Annotated in this window: 20 protein-coding genes and 5 tRNA genes; 24 read left to right on the top strand and 1 reads right to left on the bottom strand. The window is 42.6% G+C overall.

Annotated features, from left to right (window positions below):
- Nucleotides 1-30 precede the first annotated feature (30 nt).
- The 20 genes from gspD to C9E88_RS14845 all read left to right on the top strand — a co-directional run bounded on the left by gspD (nt 31) and on the right by C9E88_RS14845 (nt 20,967).
- Nucleotides 31-2,283, top strand: a complete 2,253-nt coding sequence (gene gspD, locus C9E88_RS14940) for a type II secretion system secretin GspD (protein WP_106984289.1) — start codon at nt 31-33, stop codon at nt 2,281-2,283.
- A gap of 100 nt (nt 2,284-2,383) precedes the next feature.
- Entirely contained in the window at nt 2,384-3,088 is a 705-nt protein-coding gene (locus C9E88_RS14935; protein ID WP_106984290.1) for an FHA domain-containing protein, read from the top strand.
- 134 nt (nt 3,089-3,222) lie between these two features.
- A complete protein-coding gene (locus C9E88_RS14930; RefSeq protein WP_106984291.1) occupies nt 3,223-3,891 on the top strand; it encodes a phosphoglycolate phosphatase in 669 nt (222 codons plus the stop codon).
- A gap of 109 nt (nt 3,892-4,000) precedes the next feature.
- Nucleotides 4,001-5,494 (top strand): anthranilate synthase component I, encoded by a 1,494-nt coding sequence (gene trpE / locus C9E88_RS14925; RefSeq protein ID WP_106984292.1) that lies wholly within the window; start codon nt 4,001-4,003, stop codon nt 5,492-5,494.
- A gap of 98 nt (nt 5,495-5,592) precedes the next feature.
- Nucleotides 5,593-5,668 (top strand) — tRNA-Thr (locus tag C9E88_RS14920).
- A 52-nt stretch (nt 5,669-5,720) separates the two neighbouring features.
- Nucleotides 5,721-5,804: transfer RNA gene (locus tag C9E88_RS14915), tRNA-Tyr, on the top strand.
- Nucleotides 5,805-5,843: 39 nt separating this feature from the next.
- A tRNA-Gly gene (locus tag C9E88_RS14910) sits at nt 5,844-5,919 on the top strand.
- A 16-nt stretch (nt 5,920-5,935) separates the two neighbouring features.
- Nucleotides 5,936-6,010, top strand: a tRNA-Thr gene (locus C9E88_RS14905).
- Nucleotides 6,011-6,160: 150 nt separating this feature from the next.
- Nucleotides 6,161-7,351: an elongation factor Tu gene (gene tuf, locus C9E88_RS14900; RefSeq protein ID WP_137287908.1), complete on the top strand. Its 1,191-nt coding sequence runs from the start codon at nt 6,161-6,163 to the stop codon at nt 7,349-7,351.
- Nucleotides 7,352-7,404: 53 nt separating this feature from the next.
- Nucleotides 7,405-7,480: transfer RNA gene (locus C9E88_RS14895), tRNA-Trp, on the top strand.
- A gap of 75 nt (nt 7,481-7,555) precedes the next feature.
- Entirely contained in the window at nt 7,556-7,996 is a 441-nt protein-coding gene (gene secE / locus C9E88_RS14890) for a preprotein translocase subunit SecE (protein WP_106985573.1), read from the top strand.
- A gap of 7 nt (nt 7,997-8,003) precedes the next feature.
- The gene (nusG, locus tag C9E88_RS14885; protein ID WP_106985572.1) at nt 8,004-8,537 is read left to right on the top strand and encodes a transcription termination/antitermination protein NusG; all 534 of its coding nucleotides are present in this window, start codon (nt 8,004-8,006) and stop codon (nt 8,535-8,537) included.
- Between the two features lie 121 nt (nt 8,538-8,658).
- On the top strand, nt 8,659-9,087 hold the full coding sequence (gene rplK / locus C9E88_RS14880; protein WP_106985571.1) for a 50S ribosomal protein L11: 429 nt from the start codon (nt 8,659-8,661) through the stop codon (nt 9,085-9,087).
- Between the two features lie 3 nt (nt 9,088-9,090).
- Complete coding sequence (rplA, locus tag C9E88_RS14875) at nt 9,091-9,786, top strand: 50S ribosomal protein L1 (protein ID WP_106985570.1); 696 nt, start codon at nt 9,091-9,093, stop codon at nt 9,784-9,786.
- 299 nt (nt 9,787-10,085) lie between these two features.
- The gene (gene rplJ / locus C9E88_RS14870; protein ID WP_106985569.1) at nt 10,086-10,592 is read left to right on the top strand and encodes a 50S ribosomal protein L10; all 507 of its coding nucleotides are present in this window, start codon (nt 10,086-10,088) and stop codon (nt 10,590-10,592) included.
- Nucleotides 10,593-10,640: 48 nt separating this feature from the next.
- Nucleotides 10,641-11,009, top strand: a complete 369-nt coding sequence (rplL, locus tag C9E88_RS14865; protein ID WP_106985568.1) for a 50S ribosomal protein L7/L12 — start codon at nt 10,641-10,643, stop codon at nt 11,007-11,009.
- 306 nt (nt 11,010-11,315) lie between these two features.
- Nucleotides 11,316-15,404 (top strand): DNA-directed RNA polymerase subunit beta, encoded by a 4,089-nt coding sequence (gene rpoB, locus C9E88_RS14860; protein WP_106985567.1) that lies wholly within the window; start codon nt 11,316-11,318, stop codon nt 15,402-15,404.
- Between the two features lie 140 nt (nt 15,405-15,544).
- A complete protein-coding gene (rpoC, locus tag C9E88_RS14855) occupies nt 15,545-19,744 on the top strand; it encodes a DNA-directed RNA polymerase subunit beta' (RefSeq protein WP_106985566.1) in 4,200 nt (1,399 codons plus the stop codon).
- A gap of 149 nt (nt 19,745-19,893) precedes the next feature.
- Entirely contained in the window at nt 19,894-20,451 is a 558-nt protein-coding gene (locus C9E88_RS14850) for a hypothetical protein (RefSeq protein WP_106985565.1), read from the top strand.
- 159 nt (nt 20,452-20,610) lie between these two features.
- Nucleotides 20,611-20,967, top strand: coding sequence for a DNA transfer protein p32 (locus tag C9E88_RS14845; RefSeq protein ID WP_106985577.1), 357 nt, complete (start codon nt 20,611-20,613; stop codon nt 20,965-20,967).
- Nucleotides 20,968-21,010: 43 nt separating this feature from the next.
- Here C9E88_RS14845 and C9E88_RS14840 read toward each other — a convergent pair whose 3' ends face one another.
- The gene (locus C9E88_RS14840) at nt 21,011-21,493 is read right to left on the bottom strand and encodes a DUF4442 domain-containing protein (protein WP_106985564.1); all 483 of its coding nucleotides are present in this window, start codon (nt 21,491-21,493) and stop codon (nt 21,011-21,013) included.
- Nucleotides 21,494-21,606: 113 nt separating this feature from the next.
- On the opposite strand from C9E88_RS14840, the gene C9E88_RS14835 reads away from it, so the two are divergent.
- From C9E88_RS14835 to C9E88_RS14820, 4 genes are all read left to right on the top strand, one after another.
- A complete protein-coding gene (locus tag C9E88_RS14835) occupies nt 21,607-22,482 on the top strand; it encodes an alpha/beta fold hydrolase (protein WP_106985563.1) in 876 nt (291 codons plus the stop codon).
- 112 nt (nt 22,483-22,594) lie between these two features.
- The gene (locus tag C9E88_RS14830; RefSeq protein ID WP_106985562.1) at nt 22,595-23,962 is read left to right on the top strand and encodes a Na+/H+ antiporter family protein; all 1,368 of its coding nucleotides are present in this window, start codon (nt 22,595-22,597) and stop codon (nt 23,960-23,962) included.
- Between the two features lie 249 nt (nt 23,963-24,211).
- The gene (locus C9E88_RS14825; protein ID WP_106985561.1) at nt 24,212-24,814 is read left to right on the top strand and encodes an OmpW/AlkL family protein; all 603 of its coding nucleotides are present in this window, start codon (nt 24,212-24,214) and stop codon (nt 24,812-24,814) included.
- Between the two features lie 152 nt (nt 24,815-24,966).
- Entirely contained in the window at nt 24,967-25,311 is a 345-nt protein-coding gene (locus C9E88_RS14820) for a lysozyme inhibitor LprI family protein (protein WP_106985560.1), read from the top strand.
- Nucleotides 25,312-25,316 lie beyond the last annotated feature (5 nt).

Raw genomic sequence — 25,316 nt, 5'->3', positions numbered from 1 at the left:
ACTAAAGCAGGTTAGGAAACACGAGTAGTTATGGCTTTATTCAATAATAATCGTCCAATATTGGCCGCCTATGCTTTGGCGCCGCTGGTGGCTATGGTCAGCACTGCCAGCTATGCACAGACATGGAAAATTAATTTACGTGATGCAGACTTAACTGCATTTATTAACGAAGTTGCAGACATTACAGGTAAAAACTTTGCCGTAGACCCACGGGTTCGAGGCAATGTCACGGTCATTTCAAATAAGCCACTGAATAAAAGTGAGGTTTATGATCTCTTTTTAGGCGTATTGAATGTCAATGGTGTGGTTGCCATTCCGTCAGGCAATACCATTAAATTGGTGCCAGACAGTAATGTGAAAAGCTCAGGTGTTCCTTATGATGCACGCCATCGTGCGACGGGAGATCAAATCGTAACGCGTGTGATTTGGCTGGATAATACCAATGCCAATGATTTGATTCCTGCACTACGCCCACTCATGCCACAGTTTGCGCATTTGTCTGGAGTTGCAGGGACCAATGCTTTAATTATTTCAGATCGTGCAAGTAATATTTATCAGCTGGAAACGATTATTCGTAACCTTGATGGTACGGGTCAAAATGACATTGAAGCGGTGACCTTACAGTCGAGCCAAGCAGAAGAAATGATCGGCTTATTAGACTCTATGAGCTCTACAGGTGCAGCCAAAGATTTGAAAGGCGCACGTGTGCGTATTATTGCGGATAATCGAACCAATCGAATCGTGATTAAAGGTGATACGGCATCGCGTAAACGTATCCGCCAAATGATTGAAATGTTGGATGTGCCATCTGCAGATCGTTTGGGTGGCTTAAAAGTTTTCCGTTTAAAATATGCCAGCGCAAAAAACTTGGCAGAGATTTTACAAGGCTTAGTCACGGGGCAAGCAGTCTCATCGACAGATTCGTCTAAAGGATCATCTTCTTCAAATACCAATTCGACCATGAATAGTTTAATGAATAACAATTCAACGTCGAATAATGGCTCAAATAATAATACGGGTTCGAGTATTAATTTAAATTCGAATAACAGTAGCGCTAACCAAAATAATATCACTACGTTTAACGGTAATGGCATTAGTATTATTGCCGATGCAACTCAGAACGCATTGGTAGTGAAGGCTGATCCTCAGTTAATGCGTGAAATTGAATCTGCGATTCAGCAACTAGATACACGCCGTCAGCAAGTGTTGATTGAAGCGGCGATTATTGAAGTTGAAGGCAATGATGCAGATCAACTCGGCGTACAGTGGGCATTGGGGGATATTAGTAGCGGTATTGGTATTATTAACTTCGATAATATTGGCTCTAGCTTAGGTCAGATTGCAGCAGGTGCGGTAGCAAATGGTGCTTTGGGAGCGGCCAGTGCGGTGAGTGCAGGGACGTCCTTGGTCTTAGGTGATTATAAAGAAGGCAGTGATGGCTCACGTAAGCTTTATGGTGCAATGATCCAAGCCTTAAAAGAAAACACCAAATCCAATTTGTTATCTACACCTTCAATTGTGACGATGGACAATGAAGAAGCCTATATTGTGGTCGGTGAAAACGTACCTTTCGTCACAGGCTCAGTGTCTACCAGCTCAGCGGGTACAGCCAATCCCTATACAACAATCGAACGTAAAGATGTGGGTGTGACCTTAAAGGTGGTGCCACACATTGGCGAAGGTGGCTCTGTTCGTTTAGAGGTGGAGCAAGAAGTTTCAGATGTAAAAGCCAACAAAGGGCAAGCATCTGATTTGGTGACCAGTAAACGTGCTTTAAAGACCTCTATTTTGGCTGAGCATGGGCAAACAATTGTACTCGGTGGTCTAATTTCAGATAACACATCTTATCTACGGCAGGCAGTTCCTGGCTTGGGTGCAATTCCAGGCTTAGGTCGCTTATTTCGCTCCGATGGAAAGTCCAATAAAAAGCGTAATTTATTGGTCTTTATTCACCCGACCATTATTGGTAATAGCAACGAAAGTCGCCGTTTGACTCAGCAACGTTATAATCAATTGTATAGCTTACAGTTGGCTTTAGATGCTGATGGTGGCTTTGCAAAATTGCCTGAGCAGGTAGAGGATATCTATCAACAGCGTTTGCCAGTTTCAAAACTTGCATCTAATGTGACGGGTACCACCTATCAAGCTGTGCCTACTGCTCCTGTGGCACAAACGGTACCTGCGGCCAAAGTGGTAACGACACCTGTCGCCATAGAGCCAGCATTAAAGCGTCAGACAATTACAGTGCCAAACGGTGTACCAGCCAACAAAAACAACCAATAAACATGATGCTCACATGCTGAATCAAACTTTAACAGGGGTGTTAAAGCTTTCTTGATTCAGCATGCTATGATGCTAAAAAATCATGTAGAGAAGCAATTTCATGACTTGGAAAATAAAAGCCCTAGGTGGCGACTTGGCGGCGCAAGAGATCAATATTGAGCGTGACCTTTTGGTTGGACGCCATCAAGCAGCAGATATTGTGTTGGCACAAGCAGATATTTCACGTAAACATGCGGCTTTTTTGCTCAAAGAACAAGCGTTATGGGTGCAAGACTTAGGTTCTTCAAACGGGACTTTTGTCAATGATACTCGTCTGGCTACAGAAGAAGTTGAATTGCACGCAGGTGATGTGGTGCAGTTTGCCAGTGCGACTAAATTTACGGTTGTTGCTGTGGCAGCTTCTGTAGATGCACCAGTGACTCCACTACGTCAACCTGCTGAAGCTGTTGCGGTGTCTGAGTTAAGTATTCAGCCTGAGCCAACAGTTGCACCTGTAGTCGAAGAAGTGAAAACAGCTGCGCAGCAATTGAGTGATCAGGGCATGACACAGCTAGGTGAGCGCGATAGCAATGTACAGCTCAATCGTGATGGAATGCCTCAAAATGTTTCTGTACCTAAACCTGCACCAATTCCTGAAGGTGTAGATATTAGTGCAGTGACGCCTGAGCCTAAACCAATTCCTGTTGAGCAACCCATCACACGTGCCGAAGAAGAAAAGCTTGAGCAAAAAAATGCATCTTTGGGGCTAATGAGTCTGATTGTGTTAATTATTCTTGCGCTTGTTGCATGGTTTATTTTTAAATAAACCCGAAGTTGCGAACGCTAAAGGCATGCAATCGCATGCCTTTGTTGTATTGATATAAAAGATATAGACCATAATTGCATCTCAAGCAGATGAAATGTATGGTTTGAAATGAAAATGAAAAAATTGAGGGTGTTATGTTTGATGTGAAGTTGCAAGACCGTGAAGTCTTTCTATTTGACTTGGATGGAACCTTGGTCGATTCCGCAGCCGACTTATATCTGGCCATGAATATGAGTCTCAATGTATTGCAACTTCCAGCGGTGAGTGAAGAACAAGTGCGTGCTTGGATTGGAAAGGGTACTGCTCTTTTTTGTCGTAGTGTGTTGGAGCACTTAACCGTAACGGTGGATCCTGCACAGCACCAACAACTGTTGGCAACATTCTTAAAAATTTATAATGCTGATCCATGCGCAGAAACCCGTCCATTTGTTGGGGTGCTTCAGTTTTTGGATTGGGCAAAAGCACAAGGCAAAACTTTGGTCTGTGTGACCAATAAACCAGAGCAACCGGCACGAACGATTTTAGAAACTTTGGATATGTTGCATTATTTTGATGATGTGATTGGTGGCGATCGCTTTGAAGAACGTAAACCACATCCACGTCAGTTGAATCATTGTGTCGAACATTATCAGGTCAGTTCGGCACATGTATTGATGGTGGGAGACTCTTCAAATGATGTTGAAGCGTCACGCCGTGCGGGTATTGATTGTATTGTGGTCAGCTATGGCTATAATCATGGTGAAAATATAGCAGACTGTCAGCCACAGTTAATTGTGGATGATTTACGTGAACTGCTGGCTTAGCAAAGGGTACTAAGGAAAGAAAATGAATAGTTGTAAGGTTTTTCGATGGCGTCGCTCAGTTCAATTTTATTTACATACTGAGTAACCCTATTTAAAAGAGAAAAACCACATGACAACATCAGCACAATTTCAGCAACTCGCTCAACAAGGCTATAACCTTATCCCAGTGTATCGTCAGCGTTTAGCAGATACAGATACACCGCTGTCTATTTTTGCGCGTTTAAAACAGCACCAACAAGCCTATTTGTTTGAATCGGTTGAGGGGGGTGAAAACTGGGCACGTTATTCGATTATTGGTTTGGGCGAGTCCACTGTATTTTCATGCAATGAAGGTGTGCTTACTGTGAAAGCTGCCGATGGCAGTCTGAGTGAGCAAGCCTGCCTCGATCCATTTCAATATATCCGCGACTTTCAATCACAGTTTAAAGTTCCAACCCAACAGGACTTGCCGGGCTTACCAAGCTTTACAGGTGGTTTGGTGGGCTACTTTGGTTATGATGCGGTGCGTTATATCGAACCAAAGCTAAAAAATGTACCTGCGGACGATCCAGTTGGATTGCCAGATATTTGGATGATGCTGTCTAAAACCGTGATTGTGTTTGATAACTTAAAAGACACGCTGTTTTTAATTGTGCATGCGGATGCAAATGACGCCGATGCCTATAGTAAAGCACAAGCACAATTAGATGAACTGGAAGATATACTTGCGACGCCTGTCAGCTTAAAAGCCATCAAACACACTGCACCACACTTTGAGTCTTTAACAGGCCATGACAACTTTTTGGCGTCCATTGAAAAAGTAAAAGATTACATCCGAGCAGGGGATGTGATGCAGGTGGTGCCAGGTCATCGTATGGTGTCAGACTTTGATGGCGAACCATTACAAGTTTATCGCGCATTACGTCATCTTAATCCTTCGCCATATTTGTTCCTTGTACAAGGGCAGACCTTGGGCAATAACACCCCATTTCACATTGTAGGGTCTTCGCCGGAAATTTTGTCACGTTTAGAAAATGGTGTCGCTACTGTGCGTCCATTGGCGGGCACTCGTCCACGTGGCAAAACCAAAGAAGAAGACTTGGCTTTAGAAAAAGATCTGCTTTCAGATGAAAAAGAAATCGCTGAGCATTTAATGCTGATTGATTTAGGTCGAAATGATGTGGGTCGTGTTTCAAAAATTGGTAAAGTTCATGTGACTGATCAAATGGTGATCGAACGCTATTCGCATGTGATGCATATTGTGTCGAATGTGCAGGGTGAAGTACGTGACGATGTAGATGCTTTGGATGTTTTTAAAGCAACATTCCCTGCAGGAACACTTTCAGGCGCGCCAAAAATACGTGCGATGGAAATTATTGACGAAGTTGAGCCAGTAAAACGCGGAATTTTTGGTGGTGCTGTTGGTTATTTAGGCTGGCATGGTGAAATGGACATGTCGATTGCCATTCGTACCTGTGTAATTCGTGAAAATAAGGTCTATGTTCAGGCTGGAGCAGGGGTGGTTTATGACTCAAATCCTGAATCTGAATGGAATGAAACGCAAATAAAAGCTCGCGCAGTGATCAAATCGGTTGAATTATCATCAAATGGTTTGATTTTATGAGTTTTTCACGTTTTTTTTAGAAAAAACACTTGCAAGGATTTCAAGATTTGCTAAACTGCACACCGTTCCGATACGAAACGTACGAAACACTAAGAAGCGCCGGCATAGCTCAGTTGGTAGAGCAACTGACTTGTAATCAGTAGGTCCACAGTTCGAATCCGTGTGCCGGCACCATCTTAGAGATTTTGAGTATGGTTGAAGAACGACACTGAAGTAAGTGTAAAATGGTGAGGTTCCCGAGCGGTCAAAGGGGGCGGACTGTAACTCCGCTACGAAAGTTTCGAAGGTTCGAATCCTTCCCTCACCACCAATTTTAAGACTTCAATTAAGTGGAATGTACCAACATCGTGCGGGAGTAGCTCAGTTGGTAGAGCGGCAGCCTTCCAAGCTGCATGTCGCGAGTTCGACCCTCGTCTCCCGCTCCATTGAAGTACTAAATTTGCTCTTATAGCTCAGTGGTAGAGCACTCCCTTGGTAAGGGAGAGGTCTCGAGTTCAAATCTCGATAAGAGCTCCAGATTACAGTTTAGCAACTTTGTTGCACAAGATTTCAAAAGCAGGCTTATTAGTCTGCTTTTCAAGTATCAGGGTGTCTATTTTTTTAGGCAAGCAAGTCGATGCTGGGTTTTGCTCAGAATTGTGTTCGACGTAAACGAGGAATATAAACATGGCTAAGGCTAAGTTTGAACGTAATAAGCCACACGTTAACGTGGGCACAATTGGTCACGTTGACCATGGTAAAACAACTTTAACAGCTGCAATTGCAACTGTATGTGCGAAGAAATTCGGTGGCGAAGCGAAAGACTACGCTGCAATCGACTCTGCACCTGAAGAAAAAGCACGTGGTATTACAATTAATACTTCACACGTAGAATACGATTCTCCAACTCGTCACTACGCTCACGTAGACTGCCCGGGCCACGCCGATTATGTTAAAAACATGATTACTGGTGCTGCTCAAATGGACGGCGCAATCCTTGTATGTGCTGCGACTGATGGTCCAATGCCACAAACTCGTGAACACATCCTTCTTTCTCGCCAAGTAGGCGTTCCATACATCGTTGTATTCTTAAACAAATGCGACCTTGTAGACGACGAAGAGCTTCTTGAATTAGTAGAAATGGAAGTTCGTGAACTTCTTTCTACTTATGACTTCCCAGGCGATGACACTCCAGTTATCCGTGGTTCTGCTCTTCTTGCGCTTAATGGCGACGCTAGCCAATACGGCGAAGACGCTGTTGTAGCTCTTGTTGAAGCGCTTGACACGTACATCCCAGAACCAGAACGTGCTATCGATCTTCCATTCCTTATGCCAATCGAAGACGTATTCTCTATCTCAGGTCGTGGTACAGTAGTAACTGGCCGTGTTGAGACTGGTATCGTTAAAGTAGGCGAAGAAGTTGAAATCGTTGGTATCAAAGATACAGTTAAAACAACTGTAACTGGCGTAGAAATGTTCCGTAAACTTCTTGACGAAGGCCGTGCGGGCGAGAACTGTGGTGTTCTTCTACGTGGTACTAAACGTGAAGACGTTCAACGTGGTCAAGTACTTGCTAAACCAGGTGCGATCAAACCGCATACTAAATTCGACGCAGAAGTATACGTACTTTCTAAAGAAGAAGGTGGTCGTCATACTCCATTCCTTAACGGTTACCGTCCACAGTTCTACTTCCGTACTACGGACGTAACTGGTGCGATCGCGCTTAAAGAAGGCGTGGAAATGGTAATGCCTGGTGACAACGTTGAAATGTCAGTAGAGCTTATCCACCCAATCGCAATGGACCCAGGTCTACGTTTTGCGATCCGTGAAGGCGGTCGTACAGTTGGCGCTGGTGTAGTTTCTAAAGTAACTGCATAATACGCATAGATGTGATATACAAATCGAGGGTTTAGGCTCTCGATTTGTGCTAAAGGTCAGTAGTTCAATTGGTAGAGCGTCGGTCTCCAAAACCGAATGTTGGGGGTTCGAGTCCCTCCTGGCCTGCCAAATTTTTAAAAAAGAAGCTTGATGCTGGTGAAACTGGTCATATAATAAGTCGCGAATCCTACGACGAGTACAAAAATGTCGAATGATAAATCACGTGACGCGATAAGCGAAGCGGCAATTCCTCAAAGAAATAATCCTGTTGAAGTTGTGAAGTCTGGTTCTCCGATAGATGTGATTCTATGGGTTATCGCCTTGATTTTATTGGTTGGAGCAATGATGGTAAGTCAATATTTACCAGCATATTGGGCGCCAGCGAATGATGTTTGGGTGCGTGTTGGGGTAATTTTGGCTTGTATCGTTGTGGCTTTAGGTTTATTATACGCCACCCATCAAGGCAAAGGCTTTGTTCGCTTATTAAAAGATTCGCGAATTGAGTTACGTCGTGTGACTTGGCCGACAAAGCAAGAGACTGTGACCACATCTTGGCAAGTTCTTGCAGTTGTAGTGATAGCTTCTATTTTATTATGGTGCTTTGACTACATCTTAGGCTGGTTAATGAAGTTTATTATCGGGTAAGAGAGCTATGAAACGTTGGTACATTATTCATGCCTATTCAGGTTATGAAAAACAAGTGATGCGTTCACTTAATGATCGAATCCAGCGTAGCGCTGTTGCCGATAGCTTTGGTGAAGTTCTTGTCCCTACTGAAGAAGTAGTGGAAATGAAGGACGGTAAGAAACGCAAATCTGAGCGTAAATTCTTTCCTGGCTATGTATTAGTCGAAATGGAAATGAATGATGAAACTTGGCACATTGTTAAAGAATGTCCAAAAGTATTAGGTTTCATTGGTGGTACTGCTGAAAAGCCTGCCCCAATTACGCAAAGAGAAGCTGATGCTATTCTTGCGCGCGTGCACAACAAGGGTGAAGCACCTCGTCCTAAGACGATGTTTGAACCAGGTGAAGAGTTACTCGTTATTGATGGTCCATTCACAGACTTTAAAGGTGTGGTGGAAGAAGTTCTATACGAGAAATCACGCTTAACGCTAACGATTAATGTATTTAATCGACCAACACAAGTTGAGTTGGAATTTCGACAAGTCGAAAAAACAATTTAATCGGTTTTGGTTGAAACGGCTCGGTCTATTTAATATGGATCGGGCATTGTTGTTGTAACGGTATCGTTACTTGTAAATGATGGGGAGCCTTAATCGGCGCTAGTACCCAGAGGTAATTGAAATGGCTAAGAAGATTGACGGCTATATCAAGCTGCAAGTTCCAGCTGGTAAAGCAAATCCATCTCCACCGATTGGTCCTGCACTAGGTCAACGTGGTGTTAACATCATGGCATTCTGTAAAGAATTCAATGCTGCGACACAAAAAGTTGAAGCTGGTCTTCCAATTCCAGTAGTGATCACTGTGTACAACGACAAGTCGTTCACATTCATCATGAAAACTCCACCTGCTGCGATTCTTCTTAAGAAAGCTGCTGGTATCCAAAAGGGTTCAGGTGTACCTAACAAAACTAAAGTAGGTAAACTAACTCGCGCTCAACTAGAAGAAATTGCGACTACTAAAGAACCAGATCTTACTGGTGCTGATTTAGACGCTCGTGTACGTACCATTGCTGGTTCTGCGCGTTCTATGGGCTTGGAAGTGGAGCTATAAGACATGGCAAAGTTAACTAAACGTCAAAAAGCCATTGCTGCTGCTGTTGAAGCGCATAAAGTTTACACGCTAGAAGAAGCTGTTGCTGTATTGGCAGGTCTTCCTGCAGCTAAATTCAAAGAATCTTTGGATGTTGCTGTAAACCTAGGTGTTGATCCTCGTAAATCTGACCAAGTTGTTCGTGGCGCGACTACACTTCCTGCAGGTACTGGTAAAACTGTACGTGTAGCTGTGTTTGCTCAAGGCGCTGCTGCTGAAGCTGCTAAAGCTGAAGGCGCGGACGTAGTTGGTTTTGATGACCTTGCTGAAAGCATCCAAGCGGGTAACCTTGACTTCGACGTAGTAATTGCTGCTCCAGATGCAATGCGCGTTGTTGGTAAATTGGGTACAATCCTTGGTCCACGTGGCTTAATGCCAAACCCTAAAGTGGGTACTGTAACTCCTGACGTAGCGACTGCAGTTAAAAATGCAAAAGCTGGTCAAGCACGTTACCGCGTAGACAAAGCTGGTATTATCCACGCTGCGATCGGTCAAGTAGGTTTCACTGCTGAAGCTGTTCGTTCAAACGTTGAAGCGCTTATCGCTGACCTTAAGAAAGCAAAACCTGCTACTTCTAAAGGTGTTTACATCCAAAAGATCACTTTGAGCTCAACTATGGGTCCTGGTTTGATCGTTGATGTAGCAAACGTTTCTAAATAAGTTTCGACTTATTACAGAATTTTAAAGCCCTGAGTAAGTTTTAAAGCATTGCTTTAAAACTTACGCAAGAAACGCACTGTCGTATTTTGCAAACTTAGGCGAACTTTGAATTGATAAATGTAAATTTGTCAGCGTCAAAGACCTCGGGCGAGAGAAGTTTTATGCTTCTTTCTTAATCCTCCAGCCTGAGTAGACGCGGTGGTGTGATTTGTTCCTCCTCCGCGTGTAAATCCAAATTGGATTTACGAATTGGGAGTGCATCTGTATAGATGCATAAATCACCGTTAGGAGGTTTTACAATGGCTCTTCTTATCGAAGGCAAAAAACAGATCGTAGCTGAAGTAACTGAAGTTGCTTCTACTGCATTTGCTGCTGTTGTTGCTGACTACCAAGGTTTAACTGTTGAGCAATTAACTGCTCTACGTGTTGAAGCTCGTAAACTAGGTGTTGCTACTCGCGTAGTTCGTAACACTTTGGCTAAACGCGCTCTTCAAGATACTCAATTCAATATCTTGAACGACAACCTTGTTGGCCCAACAATCTTAGCTTTCTCAACTTCTGAAGACGACATGGGTGCTGCTGCTCGTTTGTTCGAAGAATTTGCTAAAACTAACAAAGCATTTGAACTTAAAGCTGCTGCATTTGATGGCAAAGTTTACGTTGGTGCTGAAGTTAGCGTTATCGCGAATCTTCCGAACCAAGAAAAAGCGCTTACTATGCTTGCAAACGTTCTTCAAGCTCCTATTTCGAAATTGGGTCGCCTTATTACTGCGCTCAAAGAGAAAAACGAGTCAGAAGCTGCATAAGCTTAAATCAATTTACACACCATTCAATACCCATTTGGAGTTACTCTCATGGCTTTAACAAACGAAGAAATCCTAAACGCAGTTGCTGAAAAAACTGTTCTTGAACTTGTTGAACTTATCTCTGCTTTCGAAGAGAAATTCAACGTTTCTGCTGCTGCTGTAGCTGTAGCTGCTGCTGGTCCTGCTGCTGCTGCTGCTGAAGAACAATCAGAATTCAACGTTGAGTTGACTTCTTTCGGTGCGAACAAAGTTGCTGTAATTAAAGCAGTTCGTGAAGCTACTGGCCTTGGCTTGAAAGAAGCTAAAGACATGGTTGAAGGCGCACCTGCAGTTCTTAAAGAAGGCGTTTCTAAAGAAGAAGGCGAAGAACTTAAGAAGAAACTTGAAGAAGCTGGTGCTACAGTTACACTTAAGTAATCTTAAGAGGAGTCGGTTTTTTTATAACCGGCTCCAGAAAATGGCTGGTGCCCCTTGGGTCATCAGCCTTTTTGCGTTACAATAATCGGCTCGATTTTTGTTTGCATGATATAAAATTCATACAAATTGAAAATAAACATAATGATCAAACGCTTACCAATATTTTTCAGTTCTAAAAAATATTGTTAAGCGTTTTAATACCACTATAAATTGCAGCATTTGTAAAAGTGGTGGCCATATCGGCCTGCGTAATTCTTTCTGAACCCGTTCTGCAGGCGGGTTCAGTTTACTTTCCGAGGACTCCAGATGGCATACTCATATACCGAAAAGAAACGGATCCGTAAGAATTTTGGTAAATTGCCCAAAGTGATGGATGTTCCGTACTTGCTCGCGATCCAAGTCGACTCGTACCGAACTTTCTTGCAAGACGGTAAAACTCCAAAAAACCGCGAAGATATCGGTCTCCAAGCCGCATTTCGTTCAGTTTTTCCTATTGAAAGTTATTCTGGCAATGCTGCTTTAGAATTCGTTGAGTATAGTCTTGGTAAACCAGAATTTGATGTGCGCGAATGTATTCTTCGTGGCTCAACTTTTGCGGCACCAATGCGTGTAAAAATTCGTTTGATCATCAAAGATCGTGAAACGAAATCAATCAAAGACGTACGTGAACAAGAAGTGTACATGGGTGAAATGCCACTCATGACCGACAACGGTACTTTTGTCATCAATGGTACTGAGCGTGTAATCGTATCTCAATTGCACCGTTCGCCAGGCGTGTTCTTTGACCACGATAAAGGCAAGACACACTCAAGCGGTAAAGTACTTTACTCAGCACGTATCATTCCTTACCGTGGGTCATGGTTGGATTTCGAATTTGATGCGAAAGACCTTGTTTATGTACGTATCGACCGTCGTCGTAAATTACTTGCGACTGTGGTTTTACGTGCGCTTGGTTATGGCAACGAACAAATTCTCGATATGTTCTACGAGAAAGTGCCTGTATACCTAGATATGGGTAGCTACCAAATCGATCTAGTGCCTGAACGCCTACGTGGTGAAATGGCGCAGTTTGATATTGCTGGTGCTGATGGCAAAGTAATTGTAGAACAAGGTAAACGTATTAACGCGCGCCACGTTCGTCAAATGGAAGCATCTGGCTTAGAAAAATTATCAGTGCCTGATGAATACCTATACGAGCGTATTATTGCTGAAGACGTTGCTTTACGTGACGGCGAAGTAATTGCTGCCAATACTGTATTGAGCCATGAAATCATGGTGAAATTGGCTGAAGGCGGTGTTAAACAGTTTAACGTATTGTTTACCAATGACATCGACCGCGGTTCATTCATTGCAGACACATTACGTGCAGATACAACAACTGGCCGTGAAGAAGCACTTGTAGAAATCTATAAAGTGATGCGTCCAGGCGAGCCACCAACAAAAGAAGCTGCAGAAAACTTGTTTAATAACTTGTTCTTCTCTTCTGAACGTTATGACTTGTCTCCTGTTGGTCGTATGAAGTTCAACCGTCGTTTAGGTCGTCCTTACGAAGTAGGTACAGACCAAAAATCACGTGCAGTTGAAGGTATTCTTTCGAATAGCGACATCACTGATGTATTAAAAACATTAGTTGAAATCCGTAACGGTAAAGGCGAAGTCGACGACATCGATCACTTGGGTAACCGTCGTGTTCGTTCTGTTGGTGAAATGACTGAAAACCAATTCCGTGTTGGTCTAGTTCGTGTTGAACGTGCTGTTAAAGAGCGTTTAAGCCAAGCTGAAACTGATAACTTGTCTCCGCAAGATTTAATCAATGCGAAGCCAGTGGCAGCTGCAATCAAAGAATTCTTTGGTTCAAGCCAATTGTCTCAATTCATGGATCAAAACAACCCGTTGTCTGAAATTACACACAAACGTCGTGTATCAGCATTGGGCCCAGGTGGTTTGACTCGTGAACGCGCAGGCTTCGAAGTGCGTGACGTACATCAAACTCACTACGGTCGTGTATGTCCAATTGAAACGCCTGAAGGTCCAAACATTGGTTTGATCAACTCGCTTTCTGTATATGCAAAATGTAACAACTTCGGTTTCTTGGAAACTCCATACCGTAAAGTTGTTGATGGTCGCGTAACAGATGACGTTGAATACTTATCTGCAATTGAAGAAGTAGGTACTGTCATTGCACAGGCCGATTCTCTAGTTGATGCAGATGGTAGCCTACTAGAAGAATTCGTATCTGTTCGTCACCAAGGTGACTTCGTACGTATGCCTCCAGAAAAAGTAACGCACATGGACGTATCTGCACAGCAGGTTGTATCTGTGGCAGCGTCACTTATTCCATTCCTTGAACACGATGACGCCAACCGTGCGTTGATGGGTTCAAACATGCAACGTCAGGCTGTTCCGACTTTGCGTGCCGATAAGCCACTTGTTGGTACCGGTATGGAAGCAAACGTAGCACATGACTCTGGTGTGTGTGTACTTGCTGGTCGTGGCGGTCGTATCGAATTTGTTGACGCATCACGTATCGTGATTCGTGTGAACGAAGAAGAGATGGTAGCGGGTGAGGCAGGTGTAGATATCTACAACTTGATCAAATACACACGTTCGAACCAAAACACATGTATTAACCAAAACGTTGTTGTACGTTTAGGTGACAAAGTTGCACGTGGCGACGTACTTGCTGATGGTCCATCTACAGATGGCGGTGAGCTTGCACTTGGTCAAAACATGCGTGTAGCGTTCATGACTTGGAACGGTTACAACTACGAAGACTCGATTCTTTTATCTGAGCGTGTACTTCAAGAAGATCGTTTAACTTCGATTCATATCCAAGAATTATCATGTGTAGCACGTGATACTAAACTTGGTGCTGAAGAAATCACTGCCGATATCCCGAACGTGGGTGAAGCTGCGCTTTCTAAACTTGATGAATCAGGTATCGTTTATATCGGTGCAGAAGTTACTGCTGGCGACATCCTTGTTGGTAAAGTAACGCCTAAAGGTGAAACGCAGTTAACACCAGAAGAAAAATTGCTTCGCGCAATCTTCGGTGAAAAAGCAGCTGACGTGAAAGATTCATCTTTACGTGTATCTTCAGGTGTTAAAGGTACAGTAATTGACGTTCAAGTGTTTACACGTGACGGTCTTGAAAAAGATGAACGTGCTCAAGCAATTGAAAAAGCACAGCTTGATGCATACCGTAAAGACTTGAAAGAAGAATTCAAAATCTTCGAAGAAGCAGCACGTGAACGTATTGTTCGCCTGTTGAAAGGTCAAGAATCTAATGGTGGCGGTACAACTAAACGTGGCGATAAATTAACAGAAGATTTATTGACTGGTTTAGAACTTCCAGACTTGTTGGAAATCCAGCCAGTTGACGAAGGTATTGCAGAACGTTTAACTCAAATTCAAGTGTTCTTAAAAGAGAAGGGCATTGAAATTGATGAGAAATTTGCTGAGAAAAAACGCAAACTTTCTACAGGTGATGAACTTACAACTGGCGTATTGAAAGTTGTTAAAGTTTACTTAGCTGTAAAACGTCGCATCCAACCGGGTGATAAAATGGCGGGTCGTCACGGTAACAAAGGTGTTGTATCTAACATCTTACCTGTAGAAGACATGCCTCACGATGCAAACGGTGTACCTGTTGATATCGTATTGAACCCGCTAGGCGTACCTTCACGTATGAACGTGGGTCAGATTCTAGAAACTCACTTGGGTATGGCTGCAAAAGGTCTTGGCGATCAAATCGACAAGATGATGCAAGAGCAACGTACTGTACTTGAGCTTCGTGCATTCTTAGACAAGATTTACAACAAAGTTGGTGGCGAACAAGAAGATCTTGATAGCTTAACTGATGAAGAAATCTTAGTACTTTCAGGTAACTTGCGTAAAGGTGTTCCTTTAGCGACTCCTGTATTTGATGGTGCTGAAGAAGGCCAAATCAAAGAATTGCTTGAACTTGCGAACATCTCACGTACTGGTCAAACAGTATTGTATGATGGCCGTACTGGTGAACGTTTCGACCGTCCTGTAACTGTAGGTTACATGTACATGCTGAAACTGAACCACTTGGTAGATGACAAGATGCATGCGCGTTCTACTGGTTCTTACTCTCTAGTAACGCAACAGCCATTGGGTGGTAAAGCTCAATTCGGTGGTCAGCGTTTCGGTGAGATGGAGGTCTGGGCACTAGAAGCTTACGGTGCAGCATACACGCTTCAAGAAATGCTAACTGTGAAGTCGGATGACGTTGAAGGTCGTACCCGTATCTACAAAAACATTGTAGATGGTAACCATTATATGGACCCAGGTATGCCTGAATCGTTCAACGTATTGACCAAAGAGATCCGTTCTTTAGGTATCAACATTGAACTGAAAAATGGTGACTAATTAGTTCCATTTAATCTCCCTTGCGAAGCAGTGCTTCTCACCTCTTTAATAAAGAGGGGCAAGGGGGATTTCTCAGTTAAAAAACAATATTTGTGACCCAGTCGTAGAGTGAAAATCTCCCCGACACACGGAGAAAAAAATTGAAAGACTTGCTCGATATCATGCGCAAAAAGACGGATTCAGACGGTCATGCTCCTGTAGAGTTTGATCGCATCCGTATTGGTCTTGCGTCACCAGAAATGATTAAGTCATGGTCTCACGGTGAAGTTAAAAAGCCAGAAACCATCAACTACCGTACGTTCAAACCAGAACGTGATGGTTTATTCTGTGCCAAAATCTTTGGTCCAGTAAAAGATTACGAATGCTTGTGTGGTAAATACAAGCGTATGAAATACAAAGGCGTCATTTGTGAAAAATGTGGCGTTGAAGTAACAACTGCGAAAGTTCGTCGTGAACGTATGGGTCACATTGAGCTTGCATCTCCAGTTGCGCATATTTGGTTCTTGAAATCACTTCCTAGCCGTATCGGTCTTCTTTTAGACATGACGCTACGTGATATCGAACGCGTATTGTATTTCGAATCTTACGTTGTAACAGATCCGGGTATGACTCCATTTGAGAAATACCAACTTCTTAACGATGAAGAATACTTCAATGCGTTAGAAGAACACGGTGACGAATTCACAGCGAAAATGGGTGCTGAAGCGGTTCAAGACTTGTTGAAAGACATCGATCTTGAAAACGAAATCTCACGCCTACGTGAAGAAATTCCAAATACAACTTCAGAAACTAAGCTTAAGAAAGCTTCTAAGCGTTTGAAGTTGATGGAAGCGTTCAAAGATTCGAACAACAAACCAGAATGGATGGTGTTGACTGTACTTCCAGTTCTTCCACCAGATCTTCGTCCGTTAGTACCACTTGAAGGTGGTCGTTTCGCGACTTCTGATTTGAACGATCTTTACCGTCGTGTGATCAACCGTAACAACCGTTTAAAACGTCTTCTTGACCTTGCAGCACCAGACATTATCGTACGTAACGAAAAACGTATGTTACAAGAGTCTGTGGATGCATTGTTAGATAACGGCCGTCGTGGTCGTGCGATTACTGGTTCGAACAAACGTCCTCTTAAATCTTTGGCAGATATGATCAAAGGTAAACAAGGTCGTTTCCGTCAAAACTTACTTGGTAAGCGTGTTGACTACTCTGGTCGTTCTGTAATTACCGTAGGTCCATCTTTACGTTTACACCAATGTGGTCTTCCGAAAAAAATGGCACTTGAATTATTCAAGCCATTCATTTTCGCTAAACTACAAGCATCTGGCCAAGCAACAACCATTAAAGCTGCGAAGAAAATGGTTGAGCGCGAAACTCCAGAAGTTTGGGACGTTCTTGCATCTGTAATTCGTCAACATCCAGTGATGTTGAACCGTGCGCCAACACTTCACCGTCTAGGTCTTCAAGCATTTGAACCTATTCTGATTGAAGGTAAAGCGATCCGTCTTCACCCGTTAGTTTGTGCGGCATTTAACGCCGACTTCGACGGTGACCAAATGGCGGTACACGTTCCATTAACACTTGAAGCTCAATTAGAAGCTCGTGCGTTAATGATGTCTACAAACAACATCTTGTCTCCAGCGAACGGTGAGCCAATCATCGTACCTTCTCAGGACGTTGTCTTGGGCTTGTATTACATCACGCGTGATGCAATCAATGCCAAAGGTGAAGGCATGGTGTTTGCGGATACTGACGAAGTAAACCGTGCACTTGCAACGGGTCAAGTTGATCTACATGCGCGTGTTAAAGCACGTGTGCATCAAACAGTAATTGATGAAAACGGTAACCGTGAGCATCAAACGATTGTTGTAGACACAACACCTGGTCGTTGTTTGCTTTGGGAAGTTGTACCTGAAGGTATGGATTTCCAACAAATCAACGTTGAGATGACGAAAAAGAACATCTCTAAGATTATTAACTCTTGCTACCGTAAATTAGGTTTGAAAGATACTGTTATCTTTGCTGACCAATTGATGTACTTGGGTTTCCGTCAAGCAACTCGTTCTGGCGTTTCGGTGGGTATGGAAGACATGCTTATTCCACCAAACAAAGAAGCGATTATTGCGAAATCAGAAGCTGAAGTTCGTGAAATCGAACAACAGTTTGAACAAGGTTTCGTAACTGCCGGCGAACGTTATAACAAAGTTGTCGATATTTGGGCGCGTACAAACGACCAAGTAGCGAAAGCGATGATGGACAACTTGTCTTACACAACTGTTAAAAACAAACAGGGTGAAGACGAGAAGCAAAAATCATTCAACTCGATCTATATGATGTCTGACTCAGGTGCCCGTGGTTCGGCAGCTCAGATTCGTCAGTTAGCGGGTATGCGTGGTTTGATGGCGAAACCAGATGGTTCGATCATTGAAACACCAATTAAAGCAAACTTCCGTGAAGGTTTGACCGTACTTCAGTACTTCATTTCAACACACGGTGCGCGTAAAGGTTTGGCCGATACAGCATTGAAGACTGCGAACTCTGGTTACTTAACTCGTCGTTTGGTAGACGTTGCACAAGACTTAGTCATTACTGAGCCTGATTGTGGTACGTTTGGCGGTCTAGTAATGACTCCATTCATTCAAGGTGGCGACGTTATCGAGAACTTAGGTACTCGAGTATTGGGTCGTGTACTTGCTGAAGATGCGAAGAAACCAGGTTCTGATGACGTGATTCTTCCACGTAATACGCTCATTGATGAAAAACTTGCAAACTACTTAGAAGAGCAAGGTGTCGATGAAGTTAAAGTACGTTCAGTTGTAAACTGTGAATCGACTTTCGGTGTGTGTGCGAAATGTTACGGTCGTGACTTGGCACGCGGTCACTTGGTAAACCCAGGTGAATCTGTGGGTGTAATGGCTGCTCAATCAATTGGTGAGCCAGGTACACAGTTAACAATGCGTACATTCCACGTGGGTGGTGCTGCAAGCCGAACTTCTGCTGCCAACAGCATCCAAGTACGTAACAAAGGTACAGTACGTTTCCACAATGTGAAAACAGTACAACACGCAAAAGGCCACTTGGTATCGACATCTCGTTCAGGTGAGATCGGTATTGCGGATGACATCGGTCGTGAACGCGAACGTTATAAAATCCCTTACGGTGCATCAATCATCATTAAAGATGGTGAGTCAGTTGAAGCAGGCGGTATCGTTGCAACTTGGGATCCGCATACACATCCACTTGTTACAGAATTCGCGGGTAAAGTACGTTTCAGCCAAATCGCTGATGGCGTAACTGTTACTTCGAAAACTGATGATGCAACAGGTATGACCACTATCGAAATCTTGCCAGTGACTTCACGTCCTGCGTCAGGTAAAGATATGCGTCCGGCAGTTGTATTGGATCAGGCAGATGGTTCTGAACAGTTCTACTTCTTGCCACAAAACACCATCCTAACTGTTCGCGATGGCGAAACAATTGGTGTGGGTGACGTTATTGGTCGTGTACCGCAAGAATCTTCACGTACTCGTGATATTACCGGTGGTTTGCCACGTGTAGCTGACTTGTTCGAAGCGCGTAAACCAAAAGAGCATGCAATTCTTGCTGAGATTTCAGGTGTTGTAAGCTTTGGTAAAGAAACTAAAGGTAAAAACCGTTTAGTAATTACTCCGGATGATGGTTCTGAGATCTACGAAGAGCTTATTCCGAAATGGCGTACCATTAACGTGTTCGAAGGCGAACATGTGAACCGTGGTGAAACGATTTCTGATGGTCCACAAAACCCGCATGACATTTTACGTCTGAAAGGCGAAGTGGCATTGACCAACTACATCGTGAACGAAGTTCAAGACGTATATCGTCTCCAAGGTGTAAAAATCAACGACAAGCATATTGAAGTTATCGTACGTCAAATGCTTCGTAAAGTTGATATCACTGACGGCGGTGATACAAGCTTCATTAAAGGCGAACAAGTGGATTACATCCGCGTGATGGGCGAGAACCAAGCTGTTCTTGCACAAAACAAATTCCCTGCGAAGTTTGAACGTCAATTAATGGGTATCACGAAAGCATCGCTTTCTACTGACTCGTTCATCTCTGCTGCATCGTTCCAGGAAACAACTCGTGTGTTAACTGAAGCTGCTGTAACAGGTAAAGAAGATGATTTACGTGGTCTGAAAGAAAACGTTGTTGTGGGTCGTCTGATCCCAGCGGGTACTGGTCTTGCTTACCATTTAGAACGTCGTCGTCAAGAAGCAGAAGCTGCAGAGCTTGAGCTTCACAATGACTTCTCTGATGTAGATCAAGCGTTAAGCCAAGCATTTAGTGATGAATTTAACGGTCTTTAATTAGTCCTTTAAATGAATAAAAAGCCACCTTCGGGTGGCTTTTTTATTGTGAAAAATAAAGCTTTATTCTGTCTATTAAATTACCTATATTAAAAATATAACGATGTCATTTATATTTTATTCATAACTTTAAACGATTAGGGATACATATGAAAATCAGTAAATCTTTATTTTCTCTCGCATTGTTATCTATGTCAGCATCTGTAATGGCTGCACCCATGCCACATAGTATTCAAATCCAAGATAAAGCGATTGTGCCTGTATTAAAGACCGAAGTGATTCGCCGTGTGGCAGGTGAGGCACCTGTTCGTCAAGTGAGTGCGACGGTGTTAGAGATGACCAATCATGGTAAAGACATCGTTGCACGTGAAATTGAGTTGCAAGATGGTCAAGAGACCTTTTCAGAGCAACAATTATCAGTACCTGTTGTACAAAAAGGCAGTGTGATTATTCCAACTTCGAAAATCGAATTGAGCACTACGGTTAAGCAAGATGGTGAAATCATTTCTAAGAGTAAAAAAATTGACGCAGAAGGTATGGAGTTTAAAAAAGATGCTACACCCGTGAAGCGCACTTTACAGCTCGATCAGCGTCAGGATCCTAAGAGTAGTGCCAAAATTTTACATGCAGTCCAAACCACAAATGGAACAGTCACGCGAGATATTACAGTACTAAGTGAAGGGGATGATGCTTTACCTTTGGAATGAACGGCTTATAGCATAGCTAACCCCAAAATGCTTTTGAAATATGGGCTTTTTTACAAATGACAGCAAATTCATGCTGAGACGTAACAATATAAATCGTATCTATCCATACAATAAACGTATCCTATCATTGAAATAAGTAGCGGGGACTTCAACATGAATATGAAAAAAACAGTAGCAGTACTTTCAATTGCAATCTTCTCAACTGCAATGTTAGCAGGTTGCGAAAGCATGAGTGCAAATGAACAGCGTATTGGTGCAGCTGCCTTAGGTGGTGCAATTGGTGGCGGTGTGGGTAACAACATCGGTGGTGGTACTGGCTCAGCAATTGGCGGTGGTGCAGGTGCAGCAGTTGGTAGTAAAGCACAAGGTGGCTCAAATCGTAATGCAACTTACAGTGGTGTAGGTGGTGCGATTGGCTCAGCTGTTGGTAAGAGCGTATTTGGTGGCAATGCTGGTGCGGCCATTGGTGGTGCGATTGGTGGCGGTGCAGGTGCTGCAATTGAACAAAATCGCTAATCGCGATTGCAAAAGCGCTTGAAGGTTCAAGCGCTTTTTTTTTTTATTTTCGTGCGTGAGGTTGTTTGCGACGGATATAAAGCGTCTTCTGAACTTCAGCAATACGTAGCCCAGCTTCATCAAAAATATTGAGACTATAGTTACGTAGCACAGGTGCGTAGTTTTCAGCCAATGATTTAATATGCTCAATTTCTTGAAAGTCTAAACGAATATCGGCATACACCGTACCGCGTCCAGGAGAAAGAAACTGAATGGTGGCGGCTTTGTCCCACACAATGTATTTAGAACCCAGATGATGCATTAAAATCAGCATGTAAAAGGGGTCAACCATCGAATATAAGCTACCGCCAAAGTGTACACCGACAACATTTTGATTTTTACGGGTGAGTGGCATTTTGACCCGAATGTGATAATTGGGCAGATCAATTTTATCAATTTCAATTCCAGCGCCTTTATAGGGTGCATAGTGATTGAGTAAGAATTTCGAGACAATGGGTATTGTCATAATTTTTTTGAATAGGCTCATAACGGTCAATTTCTTTTTATACTGTTGTCATCATACTAAAACAGATTATAAAAACAGGCATTGATTACATTGCCAGAACATCAAGATAAAACGCCAGTAACAGGATAAGTATCATGGAAGCACGTACACAGTGGGTAAACACCTCAGATCAGCAACGTCTTTATGTAAAAACATGGGGCAATCCAGAAAAACCTGCTTTGGTTCTGGTACATGGCTACCCAGATAATCAAGAAGTGTGGGAGCTGGTGATTCAGCAATTGCAACAAGATTTTTATATTGTAACCTATGATGTCCGAGGTGCTGGTCAATCCAGTATTCCAAAACGCATTCGAGATTACCGCCTAGAACAGCTGTCACGAGATTTAGAGAGTGTTGTTAATGCGATACTTCCAGACCGTGCGTTCCATCTAGCTGCTCATGATTGGGGATCGATTCAGTCTTGGGAATCTGCAACTGAAGCGAAATTCCGTGGCCGTTTGCTGTCGTATAGCACGATTTCAGGCCCATGCTTAGATCATGCTGCACTGTTGCTACGAGAGCAGTTTAAAGAGAATAAAGTTAATTTACTTAAATTGCTGAGCAAGTCTTGGTATATCGGAGTGTTTCAATTGCCATTTGTAGCGCCGAGCGCTTGGCATTTTTTCAATCCTGAGCGTTGGGGCAAAATCGTCGACGAGTTGGAACGGAAAAAGCAACTTCCGTTGAATCATAATATTCAGCAAGATGGTAAATACGGCATCAGTTTGTACCGTGCCAATTTTATTCCACGTTTAAGCCAACCTAGACAGCGCTATGCAGTTTGCCCAGTACAAGCAATTGTTTTAAAGCATGATAATTTTGTTAGTCCAGACTATATAGATGCATTACCCCAATGGGTGGAGGATTTATCGGTTATTGAAGTTGAAGCGAACCATTGGGCAATACTCAGTCAGCCAGAAAAAATCGCGAGCTATATCAAAGCGTTTGTGAATAAGCATCATACAGCTTAGTCAACCTATGCAATAGCATTCTAAAGAATGACCGACTGAAATAGATAAGAGGGTACAGAATAGCAAACAAACTCTGATAAAATATGTTCTTTTTTCAGACTCCCTTTTACTTATGTTGGCTATTCTTACCGCAATTGCAGTCATGTTTGGACTGTCATTGGCTCGTGTGCCTGTGGTTTTTGCACTGATTATCGGTGCTGTCACAGGTGGCTTGATGGCTGGATTGGGCATCCATGGCACGATTGAAGCATTTAACAATGGCTTGGGTAATGGTGCGCAAATTGCATTGGCTTACGGTGTTTTGGGTGCTTTTGCCTTAGCATTGGCGCGTTCAGGCTTACCAGATCTTTTGGCTTATAATTTAATTACTAAGCTCAAGGGCAGTAGCAATGCCAAAGCACAAAACCGAGTTAAATATACGATTTTTGCAACAGTTGCGATTGCTGCTGTGTGCTCGCAAAACGTGATTCCAGTACATATCGCGTTTATTCCAGTTTTGATTCCACCACTACTTAGCGTATTTAACCATTTAAAATTAGATCGCCGTCTTATCGCCTGCGTGCTGACTTTTGGTTTGGTTGGTACCTATATGTTGGTACCTTTTGGCTTTGGTGCGATCTTCCTGAATGATATTTTAGGTCAAAACATCAATACCTTCGGTAAGCCATACGGTTTTCAAATCAACTTTGCAGATATTCCTTCTGCAATGGCTATTCCCGTTTTTGGTATGTTTGTAGGCTTATTGATTGCGATTTTCTTCAGTTACCGCAAACCGCGTGAATATGCAGATGTCAGTGTTAATCAAACCCATCATACGATTGCTGGCACTGTAGATAGCGATGATGATGGCAAACCACAAGTTGCGAAATTCACCATTTATATGGCAGGTGTAGCTGTCGTTGCGACCCTAGCAGCACAGTTGTATTCAGACTCAATGATTCTTGCAGGTTTGGTTGGTGTCGGTATTTTGAGTTTTGCTGGCATTTTCAAATGGAAAGAAGCGGACGATGTGATTATTACGGGCATGCGTATGATGGCATTGGTTGGCTTTATTATGATTTCTGCGCAAGGTTTTGCATCGGTTATTGAAGCGACGAATCAGGTACCCGCTTTGGTCGAAGCATCAGTACAGTGGATTGGTAATAGCCAAGGTTTGGCTGCGTTTTGGATGCTTCTGATAGGCTTGCTCATTACACTGGGCATTGGTTCATCGTTTTCGACAGTGCCAATTTTAGCCATTATTTATGTGCCACTATGCTTACAGTTTGGTTTTAGTCCAGCTGCAACAATTGCACTGATTGGTACTGCAGCAGCGTTAGGTGATGCAGGTTCTCCAGCATCAGATTCTACTCTAGGTCCTACTTCTGGTTTAAACATGGATGGTCAACATGATCACATGAGAGACAGTGTAGTTCCGACATTTATTCATTACAACATTCCATTAATGATCTTTGGTTGGATCGCGGCAATGGTACTTTAATTGCAAACCAAGTCACATAATTAATCAATATTGGAATATTAATCTTGATTAAAAGAGTTGGAAATATAATGTAAAAAGTTAATCAGTTTGGTTGGATTTTTAAAACCAACCAAGCTGATTGGTTTAAAATAAATATACATAATAAACAATATATTAGATAATAACTTTTCAAAATATTAAATAATGTGGTTGCATAATATTAATACTCATGTTTATTATTTATTTATTCATTCTAGAAGGTTGTTTAATATGTTAAAACAAGCTGCTCTTATTGCATTATTGGGGATGTCTGCTTCAGCAATGGCTGGTCAATGGCAGGTAAAAGTTGGTGCTTCATCTTTGGCGCCATCAAGCGATACGACACTAGCTACTGGTGTTCTTGTTGAAGCCGCTCAAGAATATGGTTTCACGCCTTCTGTTGAATATTTCTTTAAAGATAATATTTCTGCGGAACTGCTTTTAGCAACGCCGTTTAACCATGATGTAATGGTCAATGGTGTGAATTCTGCAAAGTTAAAACACTTACCACCAACAATCACTGCTAAATATCATTTTAAAAATAATACACGTTTCACTCCTTATGTTGGTGTAGGTGGTACAGCATTTATTGCTTGGGATGAAAAAGGCGTAGCTAAAGATGTTAAAGAAGACTTTGGCGTTGCTGGCCAAATTGGCTTTAACTATCAACCAGCTGATGCAAAGAACTGGGGCGTATATGCTGACGTTCGTTATGCTAAATTGAGTCCTGAAGTGACTTTAGATGATGCAACTGCTTTGGCTGTTGGTAAAACTAAATTCGATTTAGATATTGATCCGGTTGTGTATACACTGGGTTATAGCTACAAATTCTAAGAACTGAATTTGCATTGAAAGTCTCGTCATTAGACGGGGCTTTTTATTTGCCTATATGTTGATCATGTGTAATTTGAGCAGATTTGTCCTGTTTAATTTCAGCTAAGTTGTTACAGTATAAGAAAAATGTACAGATTTATTTGGGGATGAGCATGAAGCTTGTGGTGCTTTTAAGTTGTATCGGTTTTGCTTTAGTTGCAGTCAATACTCAAGCGGCCAGTTTTAATTGTGCCCGAGCAAATACCACAACAGAACATGCGATCTGTAAGCATGGGGGATTAAATGATGCTGATGTTAAAATGGCGACGACATACAGCATTGTGAAGCGTTTAGTGCCTATGGGTACACGTGGCTTGATTCAAGATGAGCAATTCAAATGGTTGGCCTTACGTGACCAATGTTTAGATAATGTCAGTTGCTTAACGGACGTGTATAAAATGCGCCAGCAAAAATTAGATTTATATTTAGAACGCGTTTATAAAAAAGGTCCATTTTAATGCTG

This window comes from Acinetobacter cumulans, from assembly GCF_003024525.3.
Classification (GTDB): domain Bacteria; phylum Pseudomonadota; class Gammaproteobacteria; order Pseudomonadales; family Moraxellaceae; genus Acinetobacter; species Acinetobacter cumulans.
The sequence above is the reverse complement of the archived record's forward strand: the minus strand, read 5'-3'. Positions and strand labels throughout refer to the sequence as shown.

Bases quoted from the DNA above. Each gene is read 5' to 3' on its own strand.
- C9E88_RS14825 (WP_106985561.1), top strand. From the start codon at position 24,212: ATGTTAAAACAAGCTGCTCTTATTGCATTATTGGGGATGTCTGCTTCA.
- rplA (WP_106985570.1), top strand. From the start codon at position 9,091: ATGGCAAAGTTAACTAAACGTCAAAAAGCCATTGCTGCTGCTGTTGAA.
- tuf (WP_137287908.1), top strand. From the start codon at position 6,161: ATGGCTAAGGCTAAGTTTGAACGTAATAAGCCACACGTTAACGTGGGC.
- C9E88_RS14930 (WP_106984291.1), top strand. From the start codon at position 3,223: ATGTTTGATGTGAAGTTGCAAGACCGTGAAGTCTTTCTATTTGACTTG.
- rplL (WP_106985568.1), top strand. From the start codon at position 10,641: ATGGCTTTAACAAACGAAGAAATCCTAAACGCAGTTGCTGAAAAAACT.
- C9E88_RS14845 (WP_106985577.1), top strand. From the start codon at position 20,611: ATGAAAAAAACAGTAGCAGTACTTTCAATTGCAATCTTCTCAACTGCA.
- C9E88_RS14840 (WP_106985564.1), bottom strand. From the start codon at position 21,493: ATGAGCCTATTCAAAAAAATTATGACAATACCCATTGTCTCGAAATTC.
- trpE (WP_106984292.1), top strand. From the start codon at position 4,001: ATGACAACATCAGCACAATTTCAGCAACTCGCTCAACAAGGCTATAAC.
- secE (WP_106985573.1), top strand. From the start codon at position 7,556: ATGTCGAATGATAAATCACGTGACGCGATAAGCGAAGCGGCAATTCCT.
- gspD (WP_106984289.1), top strand. From the start codon at position 31: ATGGCTTTATTCAATAATAATCGTCCAATATTGGCCGCCTATGCTTTG.
- C9E88_RS14820 (WP_106985560.1), top strand. From the start codon at position 24,967: ATGAAGCTTGTGGTGCTTTTAAGTTGTATCGGTTTTGCTTTAGTTGCA.
- rplJ (WP_106985569.1), top strand. From the start codon at position 10,086: ATGGCTCTTCTTATCGAAGGCAAAAAACAGATCGTAGCTGAAGTAACT.
- C9E88_RS14835 (WP_106985563.1), top strand. From the start codon at position 21,607: ATGGAAGCACGTACACAGTGGGTAAACACCTCAGATCAGCAACGTCTT.
- C9E88_RS14850 (WP_106985565.1), top strand. From the start codon at position 19,894: ATGAAAATCAGTAAATCTTTATTTTCTCTCGCATTGTTATCTATGTCA.
- C9E88_RS14830 (WP_106985562.1), top strand. From the start codon at position 22,595: ATGTTGGCTATTCTTACCGCAATTGCAGTCATGTTTGGACTGTCATTG.
- nusG (WP_106985572.1), top strand. From the start codon at position 8,004: ATGAAACGTTGGTACATTATTCATGCCTATTCAGGTTATGAAAAACAA.
- rplK (WP_106985571.1), top strand. From the start codon at position 8,659: ATGGCTAAGAAGATTGACGGCTATATCAAGCTGCAAGTTCCAGCTGGT.
- C9E88_RS14935 (WP_106984290.1), top strand. From the start codon at position 2,384: ATGACTTGGAAAATAAAAGCCCTAGGTGGCGACTTGGCGGCGCAAGAG.
- rpoB (WP_106985567.1), top strand. From the start codon at position 11,316: ATGGCATACTCATATACCGAAAAGAAACGGATCCGTAAGAATTTTGGT.